Raw genomic sequence first — 18,758 nt, 5'->3', positions numbered from 1 at the left:
GCCATGGAAGAGAAGCTGCGCTTCGCCATCCGTGAAGGCGGCCGCACCGTCGGTGCCGGCATCGTCGTCACCATCAAAGAGTAATTTGGACTTAAACCGATCTGTCGCGGGCGCAGGATTTGCCCGCGCCGCGCCAGAACAAGGAAGTGACGCATGAACGGACAGAATATCCGCATCCGCCTGAAGGCGTTTGATCACCGCGTGCTCGACGCCTCGACGAAAGAAATCGTGTCGACGGCCAAGCGCACCGGAGCAAACGTCCGCGGCCCCATTCCGCTGCCGACGCGGATAGAAAAGTTCACGGTCAACCGGTCGCCTCACGTCGACAAGAAGAGCCGCGAGCAGTTCGAGATGCGCACGCACAAGCGTCTGCTCGACATCGTCGATCCGACCCCGCAGACGGTCGATGCTTTGATGAAGCTCGATCTGGCCGCCGGTGTCGACGTCGAGATCAAGCTCTAAGGGAATGAGAGCGCGGTAAGGGGCGGTGCCCCTGGCCCGGAACTCTAAAGGAATTGAACCGATGCGTTCAGGTGTGATTGCAAAGAAGGTGGGAATGACCCGCATCTATAATGATGCCGGGGAACATGTTCCCGTCACCGTTCTCCAGATGGAGAACTGCCAGGTCGTGGCTCAGCGCACGCAGGAGAAGAACGGCTATACCGCCGTCCAGCTCGGCGTTGGCCTTGCCAAGGTGAAGAACACGTCGAAGGCGATGCGCGGCCATTTCGCGACCGCTTCCGTCGAGCCGAAGGCGAAGGTCGCCGAGTTCCGCGTCTCCGCCGACAACATGATCGATGTCGGCGCCGAGATCACCGTCGAGCACTTCGTCGCCGGCCAGAAGGTCGATGTGACGGGCACGACGATCGGCAAGGGTTTCCAGGGCGTCATCAAGCGCCATCACATGGGTGGTGGCCGCGCGACGCACGGTAACTCGGTTTCGCACCGTACGCACGGTTCGACCGGCCAGCGTCAGGATCCGGGCAAAGTGTTCAAGGGCAAGCATATGGCTGGCCACATGGGCGACACCCGCGTCACCACACAGAATGTCGAGATCGTTTCGACCGACGCCGATCGCGGCCTGATCCTGATCCGCGGTGCGGTTCCCGGATCGAAGGGCGCCTGGATCCTGGTCCGCGATGCGGCCAAGGTGGCACTGCCGGCCAATGCGCCGAAGCCTGCCGCGATCCGCCCGGTTGCTGCAGCGAGCGCTGCCACGAACGAGGCTCCGGCCGCAGAGGGAGCAGAATAATGGATCTCAAGATCACAACGCTTGGCGGCAAGGACGCCGGCAAGGTGAAACTCTCCGAGGAGATTTTCGGCCTTGATCCGCGCGAGGACATCCTGCAGCGCGTCGTGCGCTGGCAGCTGGCCAAGCGCCAGCAGGGCACGCACAAGGCCAAGGGCCGCGCCGAAATCGCGCGCACCGGCGCCAAGATGTACAAGCAGAAGGGTACGGGCCGCGCCCGTCACCATTCGGCACGCGCTCCGCAGTTCCGCGGCGGCGGCAAGGCCCACGGCCCGGTCGTTCGCAGCCACGAGCACGATCTGCCGAAGAAGGTGCGCGCTCTGGGCTTGCGGCATGCTCTCTCGGCCAAGGCCAAGAGCGCGTCGATCATCATCATCGACGAGCTGAAGCTGACCGAGGCCAAGACGAAGGCGCTGATCGCGAATTTCGCGACGCTAGGCCTGACCAACGCCTTGGTGATTGGCGGTGCCGAGCTAGACCAGAACTTCAAGCTGGCGGCGACCAACATCCCGAACATCGACGTGCTGCCCATCCAGGGCATCAACGTCTACGACATTCTGCGCCGCGGCACGCTGGTCCTTTCGAAGGCCGCCGTCGAGGCTCTCGAGGAGCGCTTTAAATGACCGACCTCCGTCATTACGACGTGATCGTCTCGCCGGCGATCACCGAAAAGTCGACCATGGCTTCCGAGAACAACCAGGTTGTTTTCAACGTCGCCAAGAAGGCGTCGAAGCCGGAAATCAAGGCCGCTGTCGAAGCGCTGTTTGGCGTCAAGGTTACGGCCGTGAACACGCTTGTCCGCAAGGGCAAGATCAAGCGCTTCCGCGGCACGATCGGCCGCCAGAGCGACGTCAAGAAGGCGATCGTGACGCTGGCCGACGGCCAGTCGATCGACGTCGCGACGGGTCTCTGAGCTAGGCCGCGAGGACAGGACAATGGCACTTAAAAAATTCAACCCGGTAACGCCGAGCACCCGCCAGCTGGTCATCGTCGACCGCTCGGGCCTCTACAAGGGCAAGCCCGTCAAGGGCCTGACCGAAGGCCTGACCAAGTCGGGCGGCCGCAACAATCACGGCCGCATCACGGCCCGCTTCATCGGCGGCGGTCACAAGCGTTCGTACCGCATCATCGACTTCAAGCGCCGCAAGTTCGACGTCGTCGGCACGGTCGAGCGCATTGAATACGATCCGAACCGCACCGCCTTCATCGCGCTGATCAAGTATGACGATGGCGAGCTGTCCTACATCATCGCTCCGCAGCGCCTTGCCGCCGGCGACAAGATCGTGGCCGGTGAATCGGTCGACGTGAAGCCAGGCAATGCGATGCCGCTGGCCTCGATGCCGGTCGGCACGATCGTCCATAACATCGAGCTGAAGCCGGGCAAGGGCGCCCAGGTTGCCCGCTCGGCAGGTGGCTACGGACAGCTGGTCGGTCGCGACCAGGGCATGGCGATCCTGCGCCTCAACTCGGGCGAGCAGCGGGTCGTTCACGGCTCCTGCATGGCCACCGTCGGCGCCGTGTCGAACCCCGACCACGGCAACATCAACGACGGCAAGGCCGGCCGCACGGTCTGGCGCGGCAAGCGCCCGCACAATCGCGGCGTGACCATGAACCCGGTCGACCATCCGCATGGCGGTGGTGAAGGCCGCACCTCCGGTGGCCGTCATCCGGTCAGCCCGTGGGGCAAGCCGACCAAGGGCAAGAAGACGCGGTCCAACAAGGCGACCGACAAGTTCATCCTGCGCTCGCGCCATCAGCGCAAGAGCTAAGAAGAGGTAACGCCAAGTGACTCGTTCTATTTGGAAAGGCCCCTTCATCGACGGCTACCTTCTCAAGAAGGTGGACAAGGTTCGTGAAGGTGGTCGCAATGAGGTGATCAAGATGTGGAGCCGTCGCTCCACCATCCTGCCGCAGTTCGTCGGCTTCACCTTCGGTGTCTACAACGGCCAGAAGCATGTTCCCGTCTCGGTGAACGAGGACATGGTCGGTCACAAGTTCGGTGAATTCGCTCCGACCCGGACCTATTACGGTCACGGCGCGGATAAGAAGGCGAAGAGGAAATAATCATGGGCAAGGCCAAAGCTCCGCGCAGGCTTGCTGACAACGAAGCGCGCGCCGTTCTGCGCACGATCCGTATCAGCCCGCAGAAGCTGAACCTGGTTGCCGCGCTGATCCGCGGCAAGAAGGTTGCGACAGCGCTTTCCGATCTCGAATTCTCGGCCAAGCGGATTTCCGGCACGGTCAAGAAGACGCTGGAATCGGCGATCGCCAACGCGGAAAACAACCACGACCTCGACGTCGATGCGCTGATCGTGGCGGAAGCCTATGTCGGCAAGTCGATCGTCATGAAGCGGTTCCATGCTCGTGGCCGCGGTCGCGCCAGCCGTATCGAGAAGCCGTTCTCGCACCTCACGATCGTCGTTCGTGAAGTCGAAGAAAAAGGGGAGGCCGCATAATGGGTCAGAAAGTCAATCCGATCGGTCTGCGCCTCGGCATCAACCGTACCTGGGATTCGCGCTGGTTCGCGAACACCGGCGAGTACGGCAAACTGCTGCATGAGGACATCAAGATCCGCAAATATCTTGAAAAGGAACTCAAGCAGGCTGCGATTTCGAAGGTCGTGATCGAGCGCCCGCACAAGAAGTGCCGCGTCACCATCCATGCGGCGCGCCCGGGCCTGATCATCGGCAAGAAGGGCGCCGACATCGAAAAGCTTCGCAAGAAGCTGATGGAGATGACGAAGTCCGAGACGCACTTGAACATCGTTGAAGTGCGCAAGCCGGAAATCGACGCGACCCTGGTCGCCCAGTCGATCGCCCAGCAGCTCGAGCGTCGTATCGCGTTCCGCCGCGCCATGAAGCGCGCCGTTCAGTCGGCCATGCGCCTGGGCGCCGAAGGCATCCGCATCAACTGCGCCGGCCGTCTCGGCGGCGCCGAGATTGCGCGCATGGAATGGTACCGCGAAGGCCGCGTGCCGCTGCATACGCTGCGCGCCGATGTCGACTACGGCACGGCCGAAGCGCATACGGCTTACGGCATCTGCGGCGTCAAGGTCTGGGTGTTCAAGGGCGAAATCCTCGAGCACGATCCGATGGCTTCGGAGCGTCGCGCGACCGAGGGTGATGCTGCGCATGGCGGTGGTGGTGATCGCGAACGCGGTCGTCGTCGCGAAAACGCCTGATTATTTAGGAATTTGGAGTTAGAACGATGCTGCAGCCAAAGCGCACAAAGTTCCGCAAGCAGTTCAAGGGCCGTATCCATGGTACCGCAAAGGGCGGCACCAACCTGGATTTCGGTGGTTTCGGGCTGAAGGCGCTTGAGCCGAACCGCGTCACCGCGCGTGAGATCGAGGCGGCCCGCCGCGCGATCACTCGTGAGATGAAGCGTGCCGGCCGCGTGTGGATCCGTATTTTCCCTGATGTGCCGGTGACGTCGAAGCCGACCGAAGTGCGCATGGGCAAGGGCAAGGGCGCTGTCGATTACTGGGCGGCGCGCGTCAAGCCGGGCCGCATCATGTTCGAGATCGACGGCGTCAACGAAGAAACCGCCCGTGAGGCGCTGCGTCTCGGCGCGGCCAAGCTCTCGGTCAGGACGCGCTTCGTACAGCGCATCGCAGAATAAGGACGGGCTGATCATGAAAGCCGAAGACATCCGGACGAAGACCCAGGACCAGCTGACCGACGATCTGGCCAGCCTGAAGAAGGAGCAGTTCAACCTGCGCTTCCAGAAGGCCACCGGCCAGCTCGAGAAGACCGCGCGCGTGCGGCAGGTTCGCAAAGACATTGCGCGTATCAAGACCATCGCTGCGGAAAAGTCCGCGGCCAAGAAGGCTTAAGGACGAAAATCATGCCAAAGCGCATTCTGCAGGGCACTGTCGTCAGCGACAAGAACGAGAAGACGGTAGTCGTCAAGGTCGAACGGCGCTTCACGCATCCCGTGATGAAGAAGACCGTGCGCATGACCAAGAAGTACAAGGCGCACGACGAGAACAACGCCCACAAGGTCGGCGATCAGGTGTTCATCCAGGAATCGAAGCCGATTTCCAAGGACAAGCGCTGGATCGTCGTGTCTTCGGACCAGGCGTAACAAACCGAATTTTGGACAGACCGGGGAGGGGCTTTGAGCCCGTCCCGTTAGAAGAGAAGAAGGCGGCCAGTCATGATTCAGATGCAAACAAACCTCGACGTCGCGGATAATTCCGGCGCCCGTCGTGTCATGTGCATCAAGGTGCTGGGCGGCTCGAAGCGGAAATACGCTTCCGTAGGCGACATCATCGTGGTGTCGATCAAGGAAGCCATTCCGCGCGGCCGCGTTAAGAAGGGCGATGTGATGAAGGCGGTCGTGGTTCGCACGGCCAAGGACATCCGCCGCCCGGACGGCAGCGTGATCCGTTTCGACAAGAACGCGGCCGTTCTCGTCGACAACAAGAAAGAGCCGATCGGCACGCGTATCTTCGGACCGGTTCCGCGCGAACTCCGCGCCAAGAACCACATGAAGATCATCTCGCTCGCGCCTGAAGTGCTGTAAGGAGCCGGACCAATGCAAAAGATTAGAAAAGGCGACAAGGTCGTCGTGCTGGCCGGTAAGGACAAGGGCCGTTCGGGCGAAGTCCTCTCGGTTCAGCCGAAGGAAGACACCGCGCTGGTGCGCGGCGTCAACATGATCCGTCGTCACCAGAAGCAGTCCCAGTCCCAAGAGGGCGGGATCATCACCAAGGAAGCGCCGATCCAGCTGTCGAACATCGCGCTGGCCGACCCCAAGGATGGTAAGCCGACCCGCGTCGGCTTCATCTTCCAGAAGGACGGCAAGAAGGTGCGCGTCGCCAAGCGCTCGGGAGAAGTCATCAATGGCTAAGGCTCAAACCACGAAGCCCAAGGCTGAAAGCAAACAGTCCAAGGCCCAGAACACGCCGCGCCTCAAGCAGGTCTACAACGAGACCATCCGCAAGGCGCTGCAGGAGCAGTTCGGCTACGAGAACGAGATGCAGGTTCCGCGCATCGACAAGATCGTGCTGAACATGGGCGTCGGCGAAGCGACCGCGGATTCGAAGAAGCCTTCGATCGCGGCCGAAGACCTGGCGATGATCGCCGGCCAGAAGGCCGTCGTCACCCGCGCCCGTAATTCGATCGCCGGCTTCAAGGTCCGCGAGAAGATGCCGATCGGCGCCAAGGTCACGCTGCGCAAGGAACGCATGTACGAGTTCCTCGACCGTCTCGTGAACATCGCACTGCCGCGCGTCCGCGACTTTCGCGGACTGAATCCGAAGAGCTTCGATGGCCGTGGCAACTACGCCATGGGCATCAAGGAACACATCGTGTTCCCGGAGATCAACTACGACAAGGTTGATCAGATCTGGGGCATGGACGTCATCGTTTGTACGACTGCGAAGACGGACGACGAAGCCAGGGCATTGCTCAAGGCCTTCAACTTCCCCTTCCGCCAGTAACGGCAGCGAGAAAAGGAAAAATCTGAAATGGCAAAGACCAGCTCAGTCGAGAAGAACAACAGGCGCCGCAAGCTTGCCGACCAGTACGGTCCCAAGCGCGCTGCCCTGAAGGCGATCATCATGGATCAGTCCAAGCCGATGGAAGAGCGTTTCCGCGCTCAGCTGAAGCTTGCTGCCCTGCCGCGCAACTCGGCCAAGATCCGCATCCGCAACCGCTGCGAAGTTACCGGCCGTCCGCGCGCCTATTATCGCAAGCTCAAAGTATCGCGCATCGCGCTTCGTGATCTCGGCAATAACGGCCAGATCCCGGGCCTGGTCAAGTCGAGCTGGTAAGGAGGACATAACATGTCATTGAGCGATCCTCTCGGCGATATGCTGACCCGCATCCGCAACGCGTATGGCCGCAAGAAGTCGAGCGTTTCGACGCCGGCCTCGCGCCTGCGTACCCGCGTCCTCGACGTGCTGAAGGCTGAAGGCTATATCCGCGACTACAGCCAGACCGACTTCGACAACGGCAAGTCCGAAATCGAAATCGAGCTGAAGTATTTCGACGGTGCTCCGGTAGTGCGCGAAATCGCCCGCGTCTCGAAGCCTGGCCGCCGCGTTTACGTCTCGGCCAAGTCGATCCCGCACGTCGCCAACGGCCTCGGCATCGCCATCCTTTCGACGCCGAAGGGCGTGATGGCCGATCACGAAGCACGCGAACAGAATGTCGGCGGCGAAATCCTCTGCCAGATTTTCTAATTCGGCAGACCTGAAACAAGAGAAGTGACGAGGACAACCAAATGTCTCGTATTGGAAAGAAACCCGTTTCGCTGCCGCAGGGCGTGACCGCGACCGTCAACGGCCAGACCGTGACGGCGAAGGGCCCCAAGGGCGAGCTGAAGTTCGTGGTGAACGACGAAGTGCTGGTCAAGATGGAAGGCAGCGAAATCGCTGTCCAGCCGCGCGACCAGACCAAGGCCGCCCGCTCCAAGTGGGGCATGTCGCGCACGCAGATCGTCAACATCCTGCAGGGCGTCAAGGACGGTTTCGAGAAGAAGCTCGAGATCACCGGCGTCGGCTATCGCGCGGCACTCCAGGGCAAGAACCTGCAGCTGGCGCTTGGCTTCAGCCACGACGTCGTTTACGAGACGCCGGCCGGCATCACGATCACTGTGCCGAAGCCGACGGAAATCACCGTGACCGGCATCGACAAGCAGCAGGTCGGCCAGGTTGCAGCCGAGATCCGCGAGTATCGCGGTCCCGAGCCCTACAAGGGCAAGGGTGTCCGCTATGCCGGCGAGAAGATCGTCCGCAAGGAAGGCAAGAAGAAGTAGTAGGCCTGGCCCCGAAAAGTTGCAGACTCTTCGGAAAAGGCCAGGCCAAAGAAGTGCAACGCCGCGGGGAGCAGTCGCGGGAGGCGCTTTCGCCTACCGCACATGGCGGCCCCCGTTTTTTGAAGGCAAGGAAGACTATCATGGCTACCAAGGAATCCATCCAGCGCCGCGCGCAGCGCGTCCGCCGCCAGATCAAGAAGGTCGCCGGCGAACGTCCGCGTCTCTCGGTTCACCGCACGTCGAAGAACATCTACGTGCAGGTCATCGACGACGCCAAGGGCCATACCATCGCGGCTGCATCGACACTCGAGAAGGACCTCAAGGGTTCGCTCAAGACCGGCGCCGACACCGAGGCAGCAGCCGCTGTTGGCAAGCTGATCGCCGAGCGCGCTTCGAAGGCCGGCGTTAAGGAAGTCGTCTTCGACCGCGGCGCCTACATCTATCACGGCCGCGTCAAGGCGCTGGCCGAGGCTGCCCGTGAAGGCGGTCTGAGCTTCTAATTGCCTGTTCCGAACCGAAGGTCAGCGCAGCAAAAAGTTGCAGACTTTTCGGTCAAGATCATGCAAGGAAAAATAATTCGCCCCCGGTGACCCAAAGAGGCGCACCGGATCTTATCAGCAACCGTGCTTCCGGAAAAGAACAAGGAACAGGATATGGCACAGGAACGTAGGGATGGCGGCCGCGGCCGCGATCGTGAAGAACGCGATGACGGCATGGTGGACAAGCTCGTCCACATCAACCGCGTCGCCAAGGTCGTCAAGGGCGGCCGTCGCTTCGGTTTTGCAGCACTCGTCGTCGTCGGCGACCAGAAGGGCCGTGTCGGCTTCGGTCACGGCAAGGCGCGCGAAGTGCCGGAAGCGATCCGCAAGGCAACCGAATCGGCCAAGCGCGACATGATCTTCGTGCCGCTGCGCTCGGGCCGCACGCTGCACCACGACGTCGAAGGACGTTGGGGCGCTGGCCGCGTGCTTCTGCGCGCTGCCAAGCAGGGTACCGGCATCATCGCCGGCGGCCCGATGCGCGCTGTCTTCGAGACGCTCGGCATGCATGACGTGGTCGCCAAGTCGATGGGTTCGTCGAACCCCTACAACATGGTTCGTGCCACATTCGACGCGCTGAAGAGCCAGATGCATCCCAAGGATGTGGCTGCTGCGCGCGGCATCAAGTATTCGACCCTTCAGGCCCGCCGCGGCACCGCCGTTGCGGCTGAAGAATAGTCGATCTGACCAGGGATTTTGACCATGGCCAAGAAAGCAACCAAGACCGTCACCGTTGAGCAGATCGGTTCGCCGATCCGCCGCCCGAAGGAACAGCGCGCAACGCTGGTCGGCCTCGGCCTCAACAAGATGCACAAGCAGCGCACGCTGGAGGACACTCCCTCGGTGCGCGGCATGATCGCTGCCGTTCAGCATCTCGTCCGCGTCGTGGACGAGGGCTGAGCAAAAGCGCAGGAGAACCCAGATGAAACTCAACGATCTGCGTGACAAGGACGGCGCGACGCACTCCAAGAAGCGTCTCGGCCGTGGCATCGGCTCCGGCTCGGGCAAGACCGGCGGTCGCGGCGTCAAGGGCCAGAAGGCGCGCTCCGGCGTTGCCATCAACGGCTTCGAGGGCGGCCAGATGCCGCTCTATCGGCGCCTGCCGAAGCGTGGCTTCAATAACATCTTCGCCAAGAGCTTTGTCGTCGTGTCGCTGGCTCGTATCCAGACGGCGCTCGATGCCAAGAAGCTCGACGCCAAGGCGACCGTGACGGCCGAGGCACTCGTTGCCGCCGGCGTCATCCGCCGCGTCAAGGACGGCGTGCGCATCCTCTCGGACGGCGAGCTCAAGGCAAAGCTTGCCTTCGACGTCGCCGGCGCCTCCAAGGCCGCGATCGAGAAGATCGAAAAGGCCGGCGGTTCGGTCAAGCTGCCGGAAGCGGCAGCGGAGTAACGGCAATTTGAAGCGCGGCCGGCAGGAACGGTATCCGTTTTTGTTCACGATTGCGCTTTGATCCAATCAATTAGGCGGCCGCGTCAACGCGGCCGCTTGCATGTTTAGAGCCCGGAGCTTATCTCGTGAGCTTCGGTGCCACGCGCCGCCTGAGCTGCGGGCATCGAGCGTGACATACAAATCAAAGAAGTAGCGCATGACGTTGTCCGAAAACCGCTTCACACTTTTCGGCATCATGCTCTAGCGGAGAATCAGGCATGGCTTCGGCTGCTGAACAACTAGCCTCGAATCTGAATTTTGCGGCTTTCGCCAAGGCGGAGGACCTGAAGAAGCGAATCTGGTTCACCGTCGGCGCGCTGCTCGTCTATCGCCTCGGCACCTATATCCCGCTGCCCGGCATCAATCCGGATGCATTCGCGCAGGCCTTCTCTTCGCAGGCCAAGGGCGTGCTCGGCATGTTCAACATGTTCGCCGGCGGCGCCGTGCAGCGCATGGCGATCTTCGCGCTCGGCATCATGCCTTATATCTCAGCCTCCATCATCATGCAGCTGATGACCTCGGTCATTCCGTCGCTGGAAGCGCTGAAAAAGGAAGGCGAGCAGGGCCGCAAGGTCATCAACCAGTACACGCGCTACGGCACGGTACTCCTGGCGCTGGTGCAGGCCTACGGCATTTCAGTGGGCCTGGAAGGCGGCAACGGCATCGTCAACGATCCCGGCATGTTCTTCCGCATCTCGACCGTCGTCACGCTGGTTGGCGGCACCATGTTCCTGATGTGGCTGGGCGAGCAGATCACCGCCCGCGGCATCGGCAACGGCATTTCGCTGATCATCTTTTCCGGCATCGTCGCCGGCCTGCCGCGCGCCATCTCCGGCACGCTGGAGCTCGGCCGCACCGGCGCCCTATCGACCGGGCTGATACTCGCGATCATCGTGCTGGCCATAATCGTCATCGCGCTGATCGTGTTCTTCGAGCGCGCGCAGCGCCGCCTGCTGATCCAGTATCCGAAGCGCCAGGTCGGCAACCGCATGTTCCAGGGCGATACCTCGCATCTGCCGCTGAAGCTCAACACGTCGGGCGTCATTCCGCCGATCTTCGCGTCGTCGCTGCTTTTGCTGCCGGCAACGGTCGCCGGCTTCTCGCAGACGACAAACCTGCCGGCCTGGGCAAGCACCGTGCTCGCTTCGCTCGGCCACGGCCAGCCGCTCTACATGCTGTTCTATGCGGCAATGATCGTGTTCTTCGCCTTCTTCTACACGGCCATCGTGTTCAATCCGAAGGACACCGCCGACCAGCTCAAGAAGCATTCCGGCTTCATTCCGGGCTACCGTCCGGGTGAGCGCACTGCCGATTACATCGACTATGTCCTGACGCGCATCACCGTCGTCGGCGCCATCTATCTGGTGCTGGTGTGCCTGCTGCCCGAGTTCCTGATTTCGGCGACTGGCGTACCATTCTACCTCGGTGGCACATCGCTTCTGATCGTGGTCAGTGTAACCCTCGATACGGTGGCGCAGATCCAGGGTCACCTGATCGCGCACCAGTATGAGGGCCTGATCAAGAAGTCGAAGCTGCGCGGGGGGAAGAAGGCCAGATGAGATTGATATTGCTTGGGCCGCCAGGAGCGGGCAAGGGGACGCAAGCACAAAGACTGGTAGAAAAATACGGCATACCGCAGCTGTCGACGGGCGACATGCTGCGGGCCGCCGTACAGGCCGGCACTGAAGTCGGCAAGCGCGCCAAGGCGGTGATGGATGCCGGCGAGCTGGTTTCCGACGCCATTGTCAACGCGATCGTGGCCGAGCGCATCGACCAGCCCGATTGCACCAACGGGTTCATCCTCGACGGATATCCGCGCACGCTGGTGCAGGCTGATGCGGTTGAATCGATGCTCGCCGAGCGCGGCATTGGCCTCGATGCCGTGATCGAGTTCGTCGTCGACGACAAAGCGTTGGTCGGCCGCATCGTCAAGCGCGCCGACGACGCCAAGGCCGCCGGACAGCCGGTGCGCAAGGACGACAATCCGGTGGTGTTCGAAGAGCGCCTGCGGGAATATTACAAGAAGACGGCGCCGCTGATCGGCTATTATTACGCCAAACGCTCGCTTAGGAGTGTCGACGGCATGGCTCCTGTCGACACCGTGACGGCGGAGATTGAAGCGCTGCTCGCGGCGGTGACGCGGGAGACCGTTACGGTAAAGTAAAGATTGCGCTTGACTGGAACGGTTCGCTGGGTTATGGCGGCCCGTCTTCCTATCAGGCATGAGGCTTGCTTGTCCGCAAGGGCAAGGCAGCCGCATTGAAACTAGGGAACTCCCGCAAGGGCCGGCCTCCACCGGACGCGGGGTAATTTGAACAGCGCCGCGCATGCCTTGTTTTGAAGGCCGGCCGGTCCCACATGGAGAAGAGAAGAATATGGCTCGTATAGCCGGCGTCAACATTCCGACCAACAAGCGCGTCGTCATTGCGCTTCAGTACATTCACGGCATTGGCAAGAAGTTCGCCCAGGAGATCGTCGACAAGGTCGGCATCCCGGCCGAGCGCCGCGTCAACCAGCTGACCGACGCGGAAGTGCTGCAGATCCGCGAGACCATCGACCGCGACTACCAGGTCGAAGGCGACCTGCGCCGCGAAGTGTCGATGAACATCAAGCGTCTCATGGACCTCGGCTGCTACCGCGGCCTGCGTCACCGCCGTTCGCTGCCGGTTCGCGGCCAGCGCACGCACACCAATGCACGCACCCGCAAGGGCCCGGCCAAGTCGATCGCCGGCAAGAAGAAGTAAGTGAGCGAATAGCGAGTAGCCATTAGCGAGTAGGGGTCCCCTATTCGCTAGTCCCTGCTCACTACTCGCTTTCAAAGGTGGAGCCGCTGGCATTACGGCGGTGTAGAGATCAACTGAAAGGACTATCATGGCCAAGGAAGCCGCTCGTGTTCGCCGTCGCGAACGCAAGAACATCTCGTCGGGCGTTGCCCACGTCAATTCGACCTTCAACAACACGATGATCACCATCACCGACGCGCAGGGCAATTCCATTGCCTGGTCGTCGGCCGGTGCCCAGGGCTTCAAGGGTTCGCGCAAGTCGACCCCGTTCGCCGCCCAGATGGCTGCCGAAGACGTCGCCAAGAAGGCCCAGGAACACGGCATGCGCATGCTCGAAGTCGAGGTCTGCGGACCCGGCTCCGGTCGTGAATCGGCGCTTCGCGCCCTGCAGGCGGCCGGCTTCACCATCACCTCGATCCGTGATGTGACGCCGATCCCGCACAATGGCTGCCGCCCGCGCAAGAAGCGCCGCGTCTAAGACATACCGAACGCCGCGTGAGCGCCTCAAGGCGCTCCTCCACGGCACTCCAGGTCGCCCGCCACGATTGGATGGTGGTGGGTCAACGGAAGGAAAGCATCATGATCCAGAAAAATTGGCAGGAACTGATCAAGCCGAACAAGATCGAGTTCTCGTCGAAGAAGAAGACGCTGACCACGCTGGTCGCCGAGCCGCTCGAACGCGGCTTTGGCCTGACGCTCGGCAACGCGCTGCGCCGCGTGCTTCTGTCTTCGCTGCGCGGTGCGGCTGTGACCGCCGTGCAGATCGACGGCGTTCTGCATGAATTCTCGTCGATTGCCGGCGTGCGTGAGGACGTGACCGACATCGTCCTCAACATCAAGGAAATCGCCATCCGCATGGAAGGCGATGGCCCCAAGCGCATGGTCGTTCGCAAGCAGGGCCCAGGTGCGGTTCTGGCTGGCGACATCCAGACGGTTGGCGACGTCGAGATCCTCAACCCCGACCACGTCATTTGTACGCTGGACGAGGGCGCTGAAATCCGCATGGAATTCACCGTCGACACCGGCAAGGGTTACGTGCCGGCCGACCGCAACCGCGCCGAAGACGCGCCGATCGGCCTGATCCCGGTCGACAGCCTGTATTCGCCGGTCAAGAAGGTCTCCTACAAGGTCGAGAACACCCGCGAGGGCCAGGTTCTCGACTATGACAAGCTGACCATGACCATCGAGACCGACGGTTCGATCTCGGGCGAGGACGCGGTGGCATTCGCCGCCCGCATCCTGCAGGACCAGCTTGGCCTGTTCGTCAATTTCGACGAGCCGCAGAAGGAAGTCGCCACCGAAGCCGTCACCGAACTCGCCTTCAACCCGGCGCTGCTCAAGAAGGTCGACGAACTCGAGCTTTCGGTGCGTTCGGCCAACTGCCTGAAGAACGACAACATCGTCTACATCGGCGATCTCATCCAGAAGACCGAAGCCGAGATGCTGCGCACCCCGAACTTCGGCCGCAAGTCGCTGAACGAGATCAAGGAAGTGCTCGCGGCGATGGGCCTGCACCTCGGCATGGAAGTGCCGGACTGGCCGCCGGAAAACATCGAAGACCTCGCCAAGCGTTACGAAGACCAATATTGAGCATGAATTTCCAAGGATCGGCGGCGTGGGCCGCTCGATCCGACGGTCATGCGGAAAACCATCAGAGGCCGTGGCCTCTTGAACAACTGAAGAAGGAAAAGAGCCATGCGCCACGGTTTTAAAGGCCGCCGCTTCGCCCGAAGCATTAGCCATCGCAAGTCGATGTTCGCCAACCTCGCCGTGTCGCTGCTCGAACATGAGCAGATCGTCACCACCCTGCCGAAGGCGAAGGATTTGCGTCCAATCGTCGAGAAGCTGGTGACGCTCGGCAAGCGCGGCGACTTGCATGCGCGCCGCCAGGTCATTGCCCAGATCGGCAATGAAGGCGTCGTCAAGCGTTTGTTCGACACGATTGCGCCGCGCTACGCCGACCGCAATGGCGGCTATCTGCGCATCATGAAGGCCGGCTTCCGCCACGGCGACAATGCCGCCATGGCAGTCATCGAGTTCGTCGATCGCGACACCTCGGCCAAGGGCGCCGGCGACCGCGCTCGCCTCGAAGCTGAAGGCACCAATGAGGAAACCGCGGCCGCATAAGGCTGGGGGTTTCTGGATGAATTCAAAGGGGCCTTCGGGCCCCTTTTTGTTACCAGCGTCCTACGTTTAGCGAGCCTTACGTTTAGCGAGCAAGCGTCAGGTAGTCGCGACCGCTAAGCAGATTCCAATTGAAGGCGCCGGGGATCTCTTCGAACGCCGGTTGGGGATAGGAATAGATACTGTCGAGGGTGGCGCGGGAATCGATATCGCTGACCACTTGCGACACGGTGGAATTGGCCAGGTATTTTTGGGCGTCCCCATCTTCGATGAAGTCTGTATCGACTCGGAAATGAATCTGAATGGGACCCGCGCAGATGTTCAGCAAGATATCGTCGCTCAAGGCGGCGTAGAAAACCGCTGCCTCTTCTGGAGCCCAAAGGCCGGCAGCCAGGAATTCCGAAGGCTTCGTCTCTCCACTGAACCCATCCAATGAGAGCACAAGGCGATCGGTGAGAACCTCAAAATCACCTTCGAGATAGCCCGCTTCTTCGATCTGAAACCAGTTCATCCAATGAGGTGCTTCTTCATCAAAGGAAATTTCGAGCTTTCCGAAAATCCAATAGACCGGAATCGTCCCTGCAGGTTCCGTGACCCAGCCGTCAGGCGGACCCAGCACACCGGCGATGTCGATCATTTTCAGAGAAGGGGAAACGGGCCCAAAAGTGCCGGTCTTCAAAAAGTCACGGAATGACAGGAGTTGTTTTTTCATGAAGGTCGACGAAGGTTCTCAGTTTCAAGCCGACCTATAGCTGCTTTGCGGGCCAGAATAATCAGATTTCAGCGGCTTAGCCTTTCATTTTGCACAATCGTCGGGACAATGGCGCCCGACCTGGAGGATTCGGAATGCACTTCAAACGGCTGTTTCTTGTTGCCCTTTGCGCGCTGGCCGCCTTTGCCGCGGCACCGGCCGTGAAAGACGCCCTGGCCGAGGACGCCGCCAAGCCAGCCGATCCGGGGCTCTCCGATGTGCTGACCGACCTCTTGCATGGCGTCGAAGGCGAGAACGGCACCTCCGGTCCCGACAAGCGCGTGCCGTTCGGCCGCGAAGAGGTACAGCTGTCGTTTGCGCCCCTGGTCAAGCAGACGGCGCCGGCGGTGGTCAATGTCTATGCTTCGCAGACGGCCAAGGTCACGTCGCCCTTCGACGGCGATCCTTTCTTCGAGGAATTCTTCGGCCGCGCGCAGCCGCGCGCGCAATCATCGCTCGGCTCGGGCGTGCTGGTCGATCCAAGCGGCGTCGTCGTCACCAATTTCCACGTGATCAAGGATGCCGACGAGGTCAAGGTCGCGACCGCCGACGGGCGCGAATTCACCTCGAAGGTCATGCTCAAGGACGAGACGCTTGACCTCGCCGTGCTCAAGATCAACTCCGACAAGCCCTTTCCGGTGATCGCCATCGGCGATTCCGACGCGCTCGAGGTCGGCGACCTGGTGCTGGCCATCGGCAATCCGTTCGGCGTCGGCCAGACCACCACCAGCGGCATCGTGTCGGCGCTTGCCCGCAGCCATATCGGCGTTTCGGATTCGGGCTACTTCATCCAGACCGACGCCGCCATCAATCCCGGCAATTCCGGCGGCGCGCTGATCAACATGGGCGGCCAGCTGGTCGGCATCAACACCGCCATCTACAGCCGCAGCGGCGGCTCGATCGGCATCGGCTTTGCCATCCCGGCCAACATGGTGCGCGCCTTCGCCGACGCGGCCAAGGCCGGGCTCGATTTCTTCGAGCGGCCTTATATAGGCGCCGAGTTCGAAGCGGTCACACCGCAGATCGCCGAATCGCTTGGCATGGAGAAGCCGACCGGCGCGCTGGTGTCGTCGGTTGAGGAAGCCGGACCGGCGGCCAAGGCAGGGCTGAAGCCCGGCGATGTCGTGCTGCAGCTCAATGGCACGACGGTCGAAGGCATCGAGGCGCTGGATTACCGCATGGCGACCCTGTCGATCGGCACCAAGGCGACCTTCGCCATCCTGAGCAAGGGCCAGCAGGCGACGATGGAGATCGCACTGGAGCGCGCGCCGGAAGGCGCCAAGGCGTCGGAAGTGACCCTGCATGGCCGCAGCCCGTTCTCCGGCGCCAAGGTCGCGGAACTGTCGCCCAGGCTCGCCCAGCGGCTCGGCCTGCGCACCGACCTAAAGGGGGTCACCGTGGTCGACATCAACCGCGATTCGCCGGCCGCCGATTTCGGCTTCCAGCCGGGCGACATCGTGCGCGAGGTGAACGGCACGACGGTCGATACGGCGGCGACACTGGCGCAGCTTGCCCAGCAGGATACACGCTGGTGGCGCTTTACCGTCGAGCGCGGCGGGCAGATACTGCGCCAGGTGTTGCGTTACTGAGGCGATCTTCCCATTTCTGAGGATCGTGCTCCAACCAGAAGACCTAGATGGCCGATCTGTTCAGCGTCGACGAACCGGAAAGAGCGCCGCCCCGCCGGCCTTTGGCCGATCGGCTGCGCCCGAAAAATCTTGGCGAGGTCGTCGGCCAGGAGCATTTGACCGGGCCGGACGGCGCGCTGACGCGGCTGATCAACTCGGGTTCGCTCGGCTCGATGATTTTCTGGGGACCGCCGGGAACCGGCAAAACAACCGTTGCACGGCTGTTGGCCGGCGAGACCAGTCTTGCGTTCGAGCAGATATCGGCGGTGTTTTCCGGCGTCGCGGACCTGAAGAAAGTGTTCGAAGCAGCGAAGCTGCGCCGCACGAATGGCCGCCAGACGCTGCTGTTCGTTGACGAGATCCATCGCTTCAACCGCGCCCAGCAGGACTCTTTCCTTCCGGTCATGGAGGATGGAACAGTTGTTCTGGTCGGCGCCACGACCGAAAATCCATCGTTCGAGCTGAACGCGGCGCTTCTGTCGCGCGCGCGGGTGCTGGTGTTTCACTCGCTGGGCGAGGACAGCATCGCCAAACTGATGACGCGGGCGGAGGAGACGGAGGGCAGGGCGCTTCCGCTCGACGACGAGGCGCGGGCGATGCTCATCCGCATGAGCGATGGCGACGGCCGGGCCTCGCTAACGCTGGCCGAGGAAGTCTGGCGCGCCGCCAAACCCGGCGAGGTTTTCGATCCCGAAGGGCTGCAGCGCATCGTCCAGCGCCGCGCGCCGATCTATGACAAGGGCCAGGACGGTCACTACAATCTGATCTCGGCGCTGCACAAATCGGTGCGTGGGTCCGACCCGGACGCGGCGCTTTATTATCTTGCCCGCATGTTCGACGCCGGCGAGGATCCGCTCTATCTCGGCCGCCGGCTGGTGCGCATGGCGATGGAGGATATCGGGCTGGCCGACCCGCAGGCGCTGGTTATCGCCAACGCCGCCAAGGACGCCTACGACTATCTCGGCTCGCCCGAAGGCGAACTGGCCTTCGCCGAGGCCACCGTCTATCTCGCCACCGCGCCCAAATCCAACGCCGTCTATACCGCCTTCAAGGCAGCCACGCGGGCGGCGAAGGAGTTCGGTTCGCTGCTGCCGCCCAAGCACATCCTCAACGCGCCGACCAAGCTGATGAAAGAGGAGGATTACGGCGCCGGCTACCGCTACGATCACGACCAGCCCGATGCTTTTTCCGGCCAGGACTATTTCCCCGAAAAGATGGGCCGGCAGACCTTTTATGATCCGCCCGAACGCGGCTTCGAGCGCGATATCAAGAAACGGCTGGACTATTGGGCAAAGCTGCGCAGCGAGCGGGAAAAATAGGCGCGCGGGACAAACGGGACGAACTCGGCCTGCCCGCGATGAACTGAAATTCTGCCCCCGCCAGTCACAGCAGTGTGATTGTACCGCATGACAAAAAGCCCTATCACGTCGCATGACTCGGCCGGGAGGCTGCCAGGACGGGCGATAATTCGGAACGGGGACAGCGCG

31 protein-coding genes are annotated in these 18,758 nt (G+C 61.9%); 30 read left to right on the top strand and 1 reads right to left on the bottom strand.

What is annotated here, in order from left to right; translation table 11 throughout:
• The 28 genes from NKJ88_RS14075 to rplQ form a co-directional block, all read left to right on the top strand.
• A partial coding sequence (locus tag NKJ88_RS14075) for an EF-Tu C-terminal domain-related protein (RefSeq protein ID WP_455749504.1) occupies positions 1-84 on the top strand: 84 nt, incomplete at its 5' end.
• Positions 85-153: 69 nt separating this feature from the next.
• Positions 154-462, top strand: a complete 309-nt coding sequence (gene rpsJ / locus NKJ88_RS14070; protein ID WP_010909272.1) for a 30S ribosomal protein S10 — start codon at positions 154-156, stop codon at positions 460-462.
• A gap of 61 nt (positions 463-523) precedes the next feature.
• Positions 524-1,252, top strand: coding sequence for a 50S ribosomal protein L3 (rplC, locus tag NKJ88_RS14065; RefSeq protein WP_023691244.1), 729 nt, complete (start codon positions 524-526; stop codon positions 1,250-1,252).
• Positions 1,252-1,872, top strand: a complete 621-nt coding sequence (rplD, locus tag NKJ88_RS14060; protein ID WP_023672750.1) for a 50S ribosomal protein L4 — start codon at positions 1,252-1,254, stop codon at positions 1,870-1,872. Before rplC ends, rplD begins: the two co-directional genes overlap by 1 nt.
• Entirely contained in the window at positions 1,869-2,162 is a 294-nt protein-coding gene (locus NKJ88_RS14055; RefSeq protein ID WP_023672751.1) for a 50S ribosomal protein L23, read from the top strand. Before rplD ends, NKJ88_RS14055 begins: the two co-directional genes overlap by 4 nt.
• A 22-nt stretch (positions 2,163-2,184) precedes the next feature.
• The gene (gene rplB, locus NKJ88_RS14050) at positions 2,185-3,018 is read left to right on the top strand and encodes a 50S ribosomal protein L2 (protein ID WP_023706515.1); all 834 of its coding nucleotides are present in this window, start codon (positions 2,185-2,187) and stop codon (positions 3,016-3,018) included.
• 16 nt (positions 3,019-3,034) lie between these two features.
• The gene (gene rpsS / locus NKJ88_RS14045; protein WP_006205463.1) at positions 3,035-3,313 is read left to right on the top strand and encodes a 30S ribosomal protein S19; all 279 of its coding nucleotides are present in this window, start codon (positions 3,035-3,037) and stop codon (positions 3,311-3,313) included.
• A gap of 2 nt (positions 3,314-3,315) precedes the next feature.
• Positions 3,316-3,705 carry a 50S ribosomal protein L22 gene (rplV, locus tag NKJ88_RS14040; RefSeq protein ID WP_006205462.1) on the top strand — a complete coding sequence of 130 codons (390 nt, stop codon included), beginning with the start codon at positions 3,316-3,318 and terminating at the stop codon, positions 3,703-3,705.
• A complete protein-coding gene (rpsC, locus tag NKJ88_RS14035; RefSeq protein ID WP_023672753.1) occupies positions 3,705-4,430 on the top strand; it encodes a 30S ribosomal protein S3 in 726 nt (241 codons plus the stop codon). The genes rplV and rpsC overlap by 1 nt, the downstream gene beginning before the upstream one ends.
• 26 nt (positions 4,431-4,456) lie before the next feature.
• Positions 4,457-4,870, top strand: a complete 414-nt coding sequence (gene rplP / locus NKJ88_RS14030; protein WP_006205460.1) for a 50S ribosomal protein L16 — start codon at positions 4,457-4,459, stop codon at positions 4,868-4,870.
• 13 nt (positions 4,871-4,883) lie between these two features.
• On the top strand, positions 4,884-5,084 hold the full coding sequence (gene rpmC / locus NKJ88_RS14025) for a 50S ribosomal protein L29 (RefSeq protein WP_006205459.1): 201 nt from the start codon (positions 4,884-4,886) through the stop codon (positions 5,082-5,084).
• A gap of 11 nt (positions 5,085-5,095) precedes the next feature.
• The gene (gene rpsQ, locus NKJ88_RS14020; RefSeq protein WP_010909280.1) at positions 5,096-5,335 is read left to right on the top strand and encodes a 30S ribosomal protein S17; all 240 of its coding nucleotides are present in this window, start codon (positions 5,096-5,098) and stop codon (positions 5,333-5,335) included.
• A gap of 72 nt (positions 5,336-5,407) precedes the next feature.
• Positions 5,408-5,776: a 50S ribosomal protein L14 gene (gene rplN / locus NKJ88_RS14015; RefSeq protein ID WP_006205457.1), complete on the top strand. Its 369-nt coding sequence runs from the start codon at positions 5,408-5,410 to the stop codon at positions 5,774-5,776.
• A 12-nt stretch (positions 5,777-5,788) separates the two neighbouring features.
• Positions 5,789-6,103, top strand: coding sequence for a 50S ribosomal protein L24 (gene rplX, locus NKJ88_RS14010; RefSeq protein WP_013531428.1), 315 nt, complete (start codon positions 5,789-5,791; stop codon positions 6,101-6,103).
• Positions 6,096-6,695 (top strand): 50S ribosomal protein L5, encoded by a 600-nt coding sequence (rplE, locus tag NKJ88_RS14005; protein WP_023672755.1) that lies wholly within the window; start codon positions 6,096-6,098, stop codon positions 6,693-6,695. Before rplX ends, rplE begins: the two co-directional genes overlap by 8 nt.
• Positions 6,696-6,722: 27 nt before the next feature.
• Positions 6,723-7,028 (top strand): 30S ribosomal protein S14, encoded by a 306-nt coding sequence (rpsN, locus tag NKJ88_RS14000; RefSeq protein ID WP_010909282.1) that lies wholly within the window; start codon positions 6,723-6,725, stop codon positions 7,026-7,028.
• A gap of 12 nt (positions 7,029-7,040) precedes the next feature.
• Entirely contained in the window at positions 7,041-7,439 is a 399-nt protein-coding gene (gene rpsH / locus NKJ88_RS13995; RefSeq protein WP_006205453.1) for a 30S ribosomal protein S8, read from the top strand.
• Positions 7,440-7,480: 41 nt separating this feature from the next.
• Positions 7,481-8,014, top strand: a complete 534-nt coding sequence (rplF, locus tag NKJ88_RS13990; protein ID WP_023688413.1) for a 50S ribosomal protein L6 — start codon at positions 7,481-7,483, stop codon at positions 8,012-8,014.
• A 140-nt stretch (positions 8,015-8,154) separates the two neighbouring features.
• Entirely contained in the window at positions 8,155-8,514 is a 360-nt protein-coding gene (gene rplR / locus NKJ88_RS13985) for a 50S ribosomal protein L18 (RefSeq protein ID WP_023682602.1), read from the top strand.
• 153 nt (positions 8,515-8,667) lie between these two features.
• Complete coding sequence (gene rpsE / locus NKJ88_RS13980; RefSeq protein WP_006333394.1) at positions 8,668-9,231, top strand: 30S ribosomal protein S5; 564 nt, start codon at positions 8,668-8,670, stop codon at positions 9,229-9,231.
• Positions 9,232-9,255: 24 nt separating this feature from the next.
• Positions 9,256-9,453, top strand: a complete 198-nt coding sequence (gene rpmD, locus NKJ88_RS13975) for a 50S ribosomal protein L30 (RefSeq protein ID WP_023736690.1) — start codon at positions 9,256-9,258, stop codon at positions 9,451-9,453.
• Between the two features lie 22 nt (positions 9,454-9,475).
• A complete protein-coding gene (gene rplO, locus NKJ88_RS13970; protein WP_023672760.1) occupies positions 9,476-9,946 on the top strand; it encodes a 50S ribosomal protein L15 in 471 nt (156 codons plus the stop codon).
• A 257-nt stretch (positions 9,947-10,203) separates the two neighbouring features.
• Positions 10,204-11,544 (top strand): preprotein translocase subunit SecY, encoded by a 1,341-nt coding sequence (gene secY / locus NKJ88_RS13965; RefSeq protein WP_023672761.1) that lies wholly within the window; start codon positions 10,204-10,206, stop codon positions 11,542-11,544.
• A complete protein-coding gene (locus NKJ88_RS13960) occupies positions 11,541-12,149 on the top strand; it encodes an adenylate kinase (protein ID WP_023701778.1) in 609 nt (202 codons plus the stop codon). The genes secY and NKJ88_RS13960 overlap by 4 nt, the downstream gene beginning before the upstream one ends.
• 211 nt (positions 12,150-12,360) lie before the next feature.
• The gene (gene rpsM / locus NKJ88_RS13955) at positions 12,361-12,729 is read left to right on the top strand and encodes a 30S ribosomal protein S13 (RefSeq protein WP_006205445.1); all 369 of its coding nucleotides are present in this window, start codon (positions 12,361-12,363) and stop codon (positions 12,727-12,729) included.
• Between the two features lie 127 nt (positions 12,730-12,856).
• Positions 12,857-13,246: a 30S ribosomal protein S11 gene (gene rpsK / locus NKJ88_RS13950; protein WP_006205444.1), complete on the top strand. Its 390-nt coding sequence runs from the start codon at positions 12,857-12,859 to the stop codon at positions 13,244-13,246.
• A 101-nt stretch (positions 13,247-13,347) separates the two neighbouring features.
• On the top strand, positions 13,348-14,358 hold the full coding sequence (locus NKJ88_RS13945; RefSeq protein WP_023682599.1) for a DNA-directed RNA polymerase subunit alpha: 1,011 nt from the start codon (positions 13,348-13,350) through the stop codon (positions 14,356-14,358).
• Between the two features lie 105 nt (positions 14,359-14,463).
• Positions 14,464-14,895 carry a 50S ribosomal protein L17 gene (rplQ, locus tag NKJ88_RS13940; protein ID WP_023816013.1) on the top strand — a complete coding sequence of 144 codons (432 nt, stop codon included), beginning with the start codon at positions 14,464-14,466 and terminating at the stop codon, positions 14,893-14,895.
• 82 nt (positions 14,896-14,977) lie between these two features.
• Here the strand turns inward: rplQ and NKJ88_RS13935 are convergent, their stop codons facing one another.
• Positions 14,978-15,604 (bottom strand): hypothetical protein, encoded by a 627-nt coding sequence (locus tag NKJ88_RS13935; protein WP_155922398.1) that lies wholly within the window; start codon positions 15,602-15,604, stop codon positions 14,978-14,980.
• 134 nt (positions 15,605-15,738) lie between these two features.
• On the opposite strand from NKJ88_RS13935, the gene NKJ88_RS13930 reads away from it, so the two are divergent.
• Positions 15,739-17,232 (top strand): DegQ family serine endoprotease, encoded by a 1,494-nt coding sequence (locus NKJ88_RS13930; protein WP_352444382.1) that lies wholly within the window; start codon positions 15,739-15,741, stop codon positions 17,230-17,232.
• A 47-nt stretch (positions 17,233-17,279) separates the two neighbouring features.
• Entirely contained in the window at positions 17,280-18,590 is a 1,311-nt protein-coding gene (locus tag NKJ88_RS13925; protein ID WP_352444380.1) for a replication-associated recombination protein A, read from the top strand.
• The last annotated feature ends 168 nt before the right edge of the window (positions 18,591-18,758 follow it).

The sequence above is a fragment of the Mesorhizobium sp. M0016 genome, from assembly GCF_040324035.1.
GTDB lineage: Bacteria > Pseudomonadota > Alphaproteobacteria > Rhizobiales > Rhizobiaceae > Mesorhizobium.
The sequence above is the reverse complement of the archived record's forward strand: the minus strand, read 5'-3'. Positions and strand labels throughout refer to the sequence as shown.

Coding starts and splice junctions, on each gene's coding strand:
- rpsJ (WP_010909272.1), top strand. CDS start 154: ATGAACGGACAGAATATCCGCATCCGCCTGAAGGCGTTTGATCACCGC.
- rplC (WP_023691244.1), top strand. CDS start 524: ATGCGTTCAGGTGTGATTGCAAAGAAGGTGGGAATGACCCGCATCTAT.
- rplD (WP_023672750.1), top strand. CDS start 1,252: ATGGATCTCAAGATCACAACGCTTGGCGGCAAGGACGCCGGCAAGGTG.
- NKJ88_RS14055 (WP_023672751.1), top strand. CDS start 1,869: ATGACCGACCTCCGTCATTACGACGTGATCGTCTCGCCGGCGATCACC.
- rplB (WP_023706515.1), top strand. CDS start 2,185: ATGGCACTTAAAAAATTCAACCCGGTAACGCCGAGCACCCGCCAGCTG.
- rplV (WP_006205462.1), top strand. CDS start 3,316: ATGGGCAAGGCCAAAGCTCCGCGCAGGCTTGCTGACAACGAAGCGCGC.
- rpsC (WP_023672753.1), top strand. CDS start 3,705: ATGGGTCAGAAAGTCAATCCGATCGGTCTGCGCCTCGGCATCAACCGT.
- rplP (WP_006205460.1), top strand. CDS start 4,457: ATGCTGCAGCCAAAGCGCACAAAGTTCCGCAAGCAGTTCAAGGGCCGT.
- rpmC (WP_006205459.1), top strand. CDS start 4,884: ATGAAAGCCGAAGACATCCGGACGAAGACCCAGGACCAGCTGACCGAC.
- rpsQ (WP_010909280.1), top strand. CDS start 5,096: ATGCCAAAGCGCATTCTGCAGGGCACTGTCGTCAGCGACAAGAACGAG.
- rplN (WP_006205457.1), top strand. CDS start 5,408: ATGATTCAGATGCAAACAAACCTCGACGTCGCGGATAATTCCGGCGCC.
- rplX (WP_013531428.1), top strand. CDS start 5,789: ATGCAAAAGATTAGAAAAGGCGACAAGGTCGTCGTGCTGGCCGGTAAG.
- rplE (WP_023672755.1), top strand. CDS start 6,096: ATGGCTAAGGCTCAAACCACGAAGCCCAAGGCTGAAAGCAAACAGTCC.
- rpsN (WP_010909282.1), top strand. CDS start 6,723: ATGGCAAAGACCAGCTCAGTCGAGAAGAACAACAGGCGCCGCAAGCTT.
- rpsH (WP_006205453.1), top strand. CDS start 7,041: ATGTCATTGAGCGATCCTCTCGGCGATATGCTGACCCGCATCCGCAAC.
- rplF (WP_023688413.1), top strand. CDS start 7,481: ATGTCTCGTATTGGAAAGAAACCCGTTTCGCTGCCGCAGGGCGTGACC.
- rplR (WP_023682602.1), top strand. CDS start 8,155: ATGGCTACCAAGGAATCCATCCAGCGCCGCGCGCAGCGCGTCCGCCGC.
- rpsE (WP_006333394.1), top strand. CDS start 8,668: ATGGCACAGGAACGTAGGGATGGCGGCCGCGGCCGCGATCGTGAAGAA.
- rpmD (WP_023736690.1), top strand. CDS start 9,256: ATGGCCAAGAAAGCAACCAAGACCGTCACCGTTGAGCAGATCGGTTCG.
- rplO (WP_023672760.1), top strand. CDS start 9,476: ATGAAACTCAACGATCTGCGTGACAAGGACGGCGCGACGCACTCCAAG.
- secY (WP_023672761.1), top strand. CDS start 10,204: ATGGCTTCGGCTGCTGAACAACTAGCCTCGAATCTGAATTTTGCGGCT.
- NKJ88_RS13960 (WP_023701778.1), top strand. CDS start 11,541: ATGAGATTGATATTGCTTGGGCCGCCAGGAGCGGGCAAGGGGACGCAA.
- rpsM (WP_006205445.1), top strand. CDS start 12,361: ATGGCTCGTATAGCCGGCGTCAACATTCCGACCAACAAGCGCGTCGTC.
- rpsK (WP_006205444.1), top strand. CDS start 12,857: ATGGCCAAGGAAGCCGCTCGTGTTCGCCGTCGCGAACGCAAGAACATC.
- NKJ88_RS13945 (WP_023682599.1), top strand. CDS start 13,348: ATGATCCAGAAAAATTGGCAGGAACTGATCAAGCCGAACAAGATCGAG.
- rplQ (WP_023816013.1), top strand. CDS start 14,464: ATGCGCCACGGTTTTAAAGGCCGCCGCTTCGCCCGAAGCATTAGCCAT.
- NKJ88_RS13935 (WP_155922398.1), bottom strand. CDS start 15,604: ATGAAAAAACAACTCCTGTCATTCCGTGACTTTTTGAAGACCGGCACT.
- NKJ88_RS13930 (WP_352444382.1), top strand. CDS start 15,739: ATGCACTTCAAACGGCTGTTTCTTGTTGCCCTTTGCGCGCTGGCCGCC.
- NKJ88_RS13925 (WP_352444380.1), top strand. CDS start 17,280: ATGGCCGATCTGTTCAGCGTCGACGAACCGGAAAGAGCGCCGCCCCGC.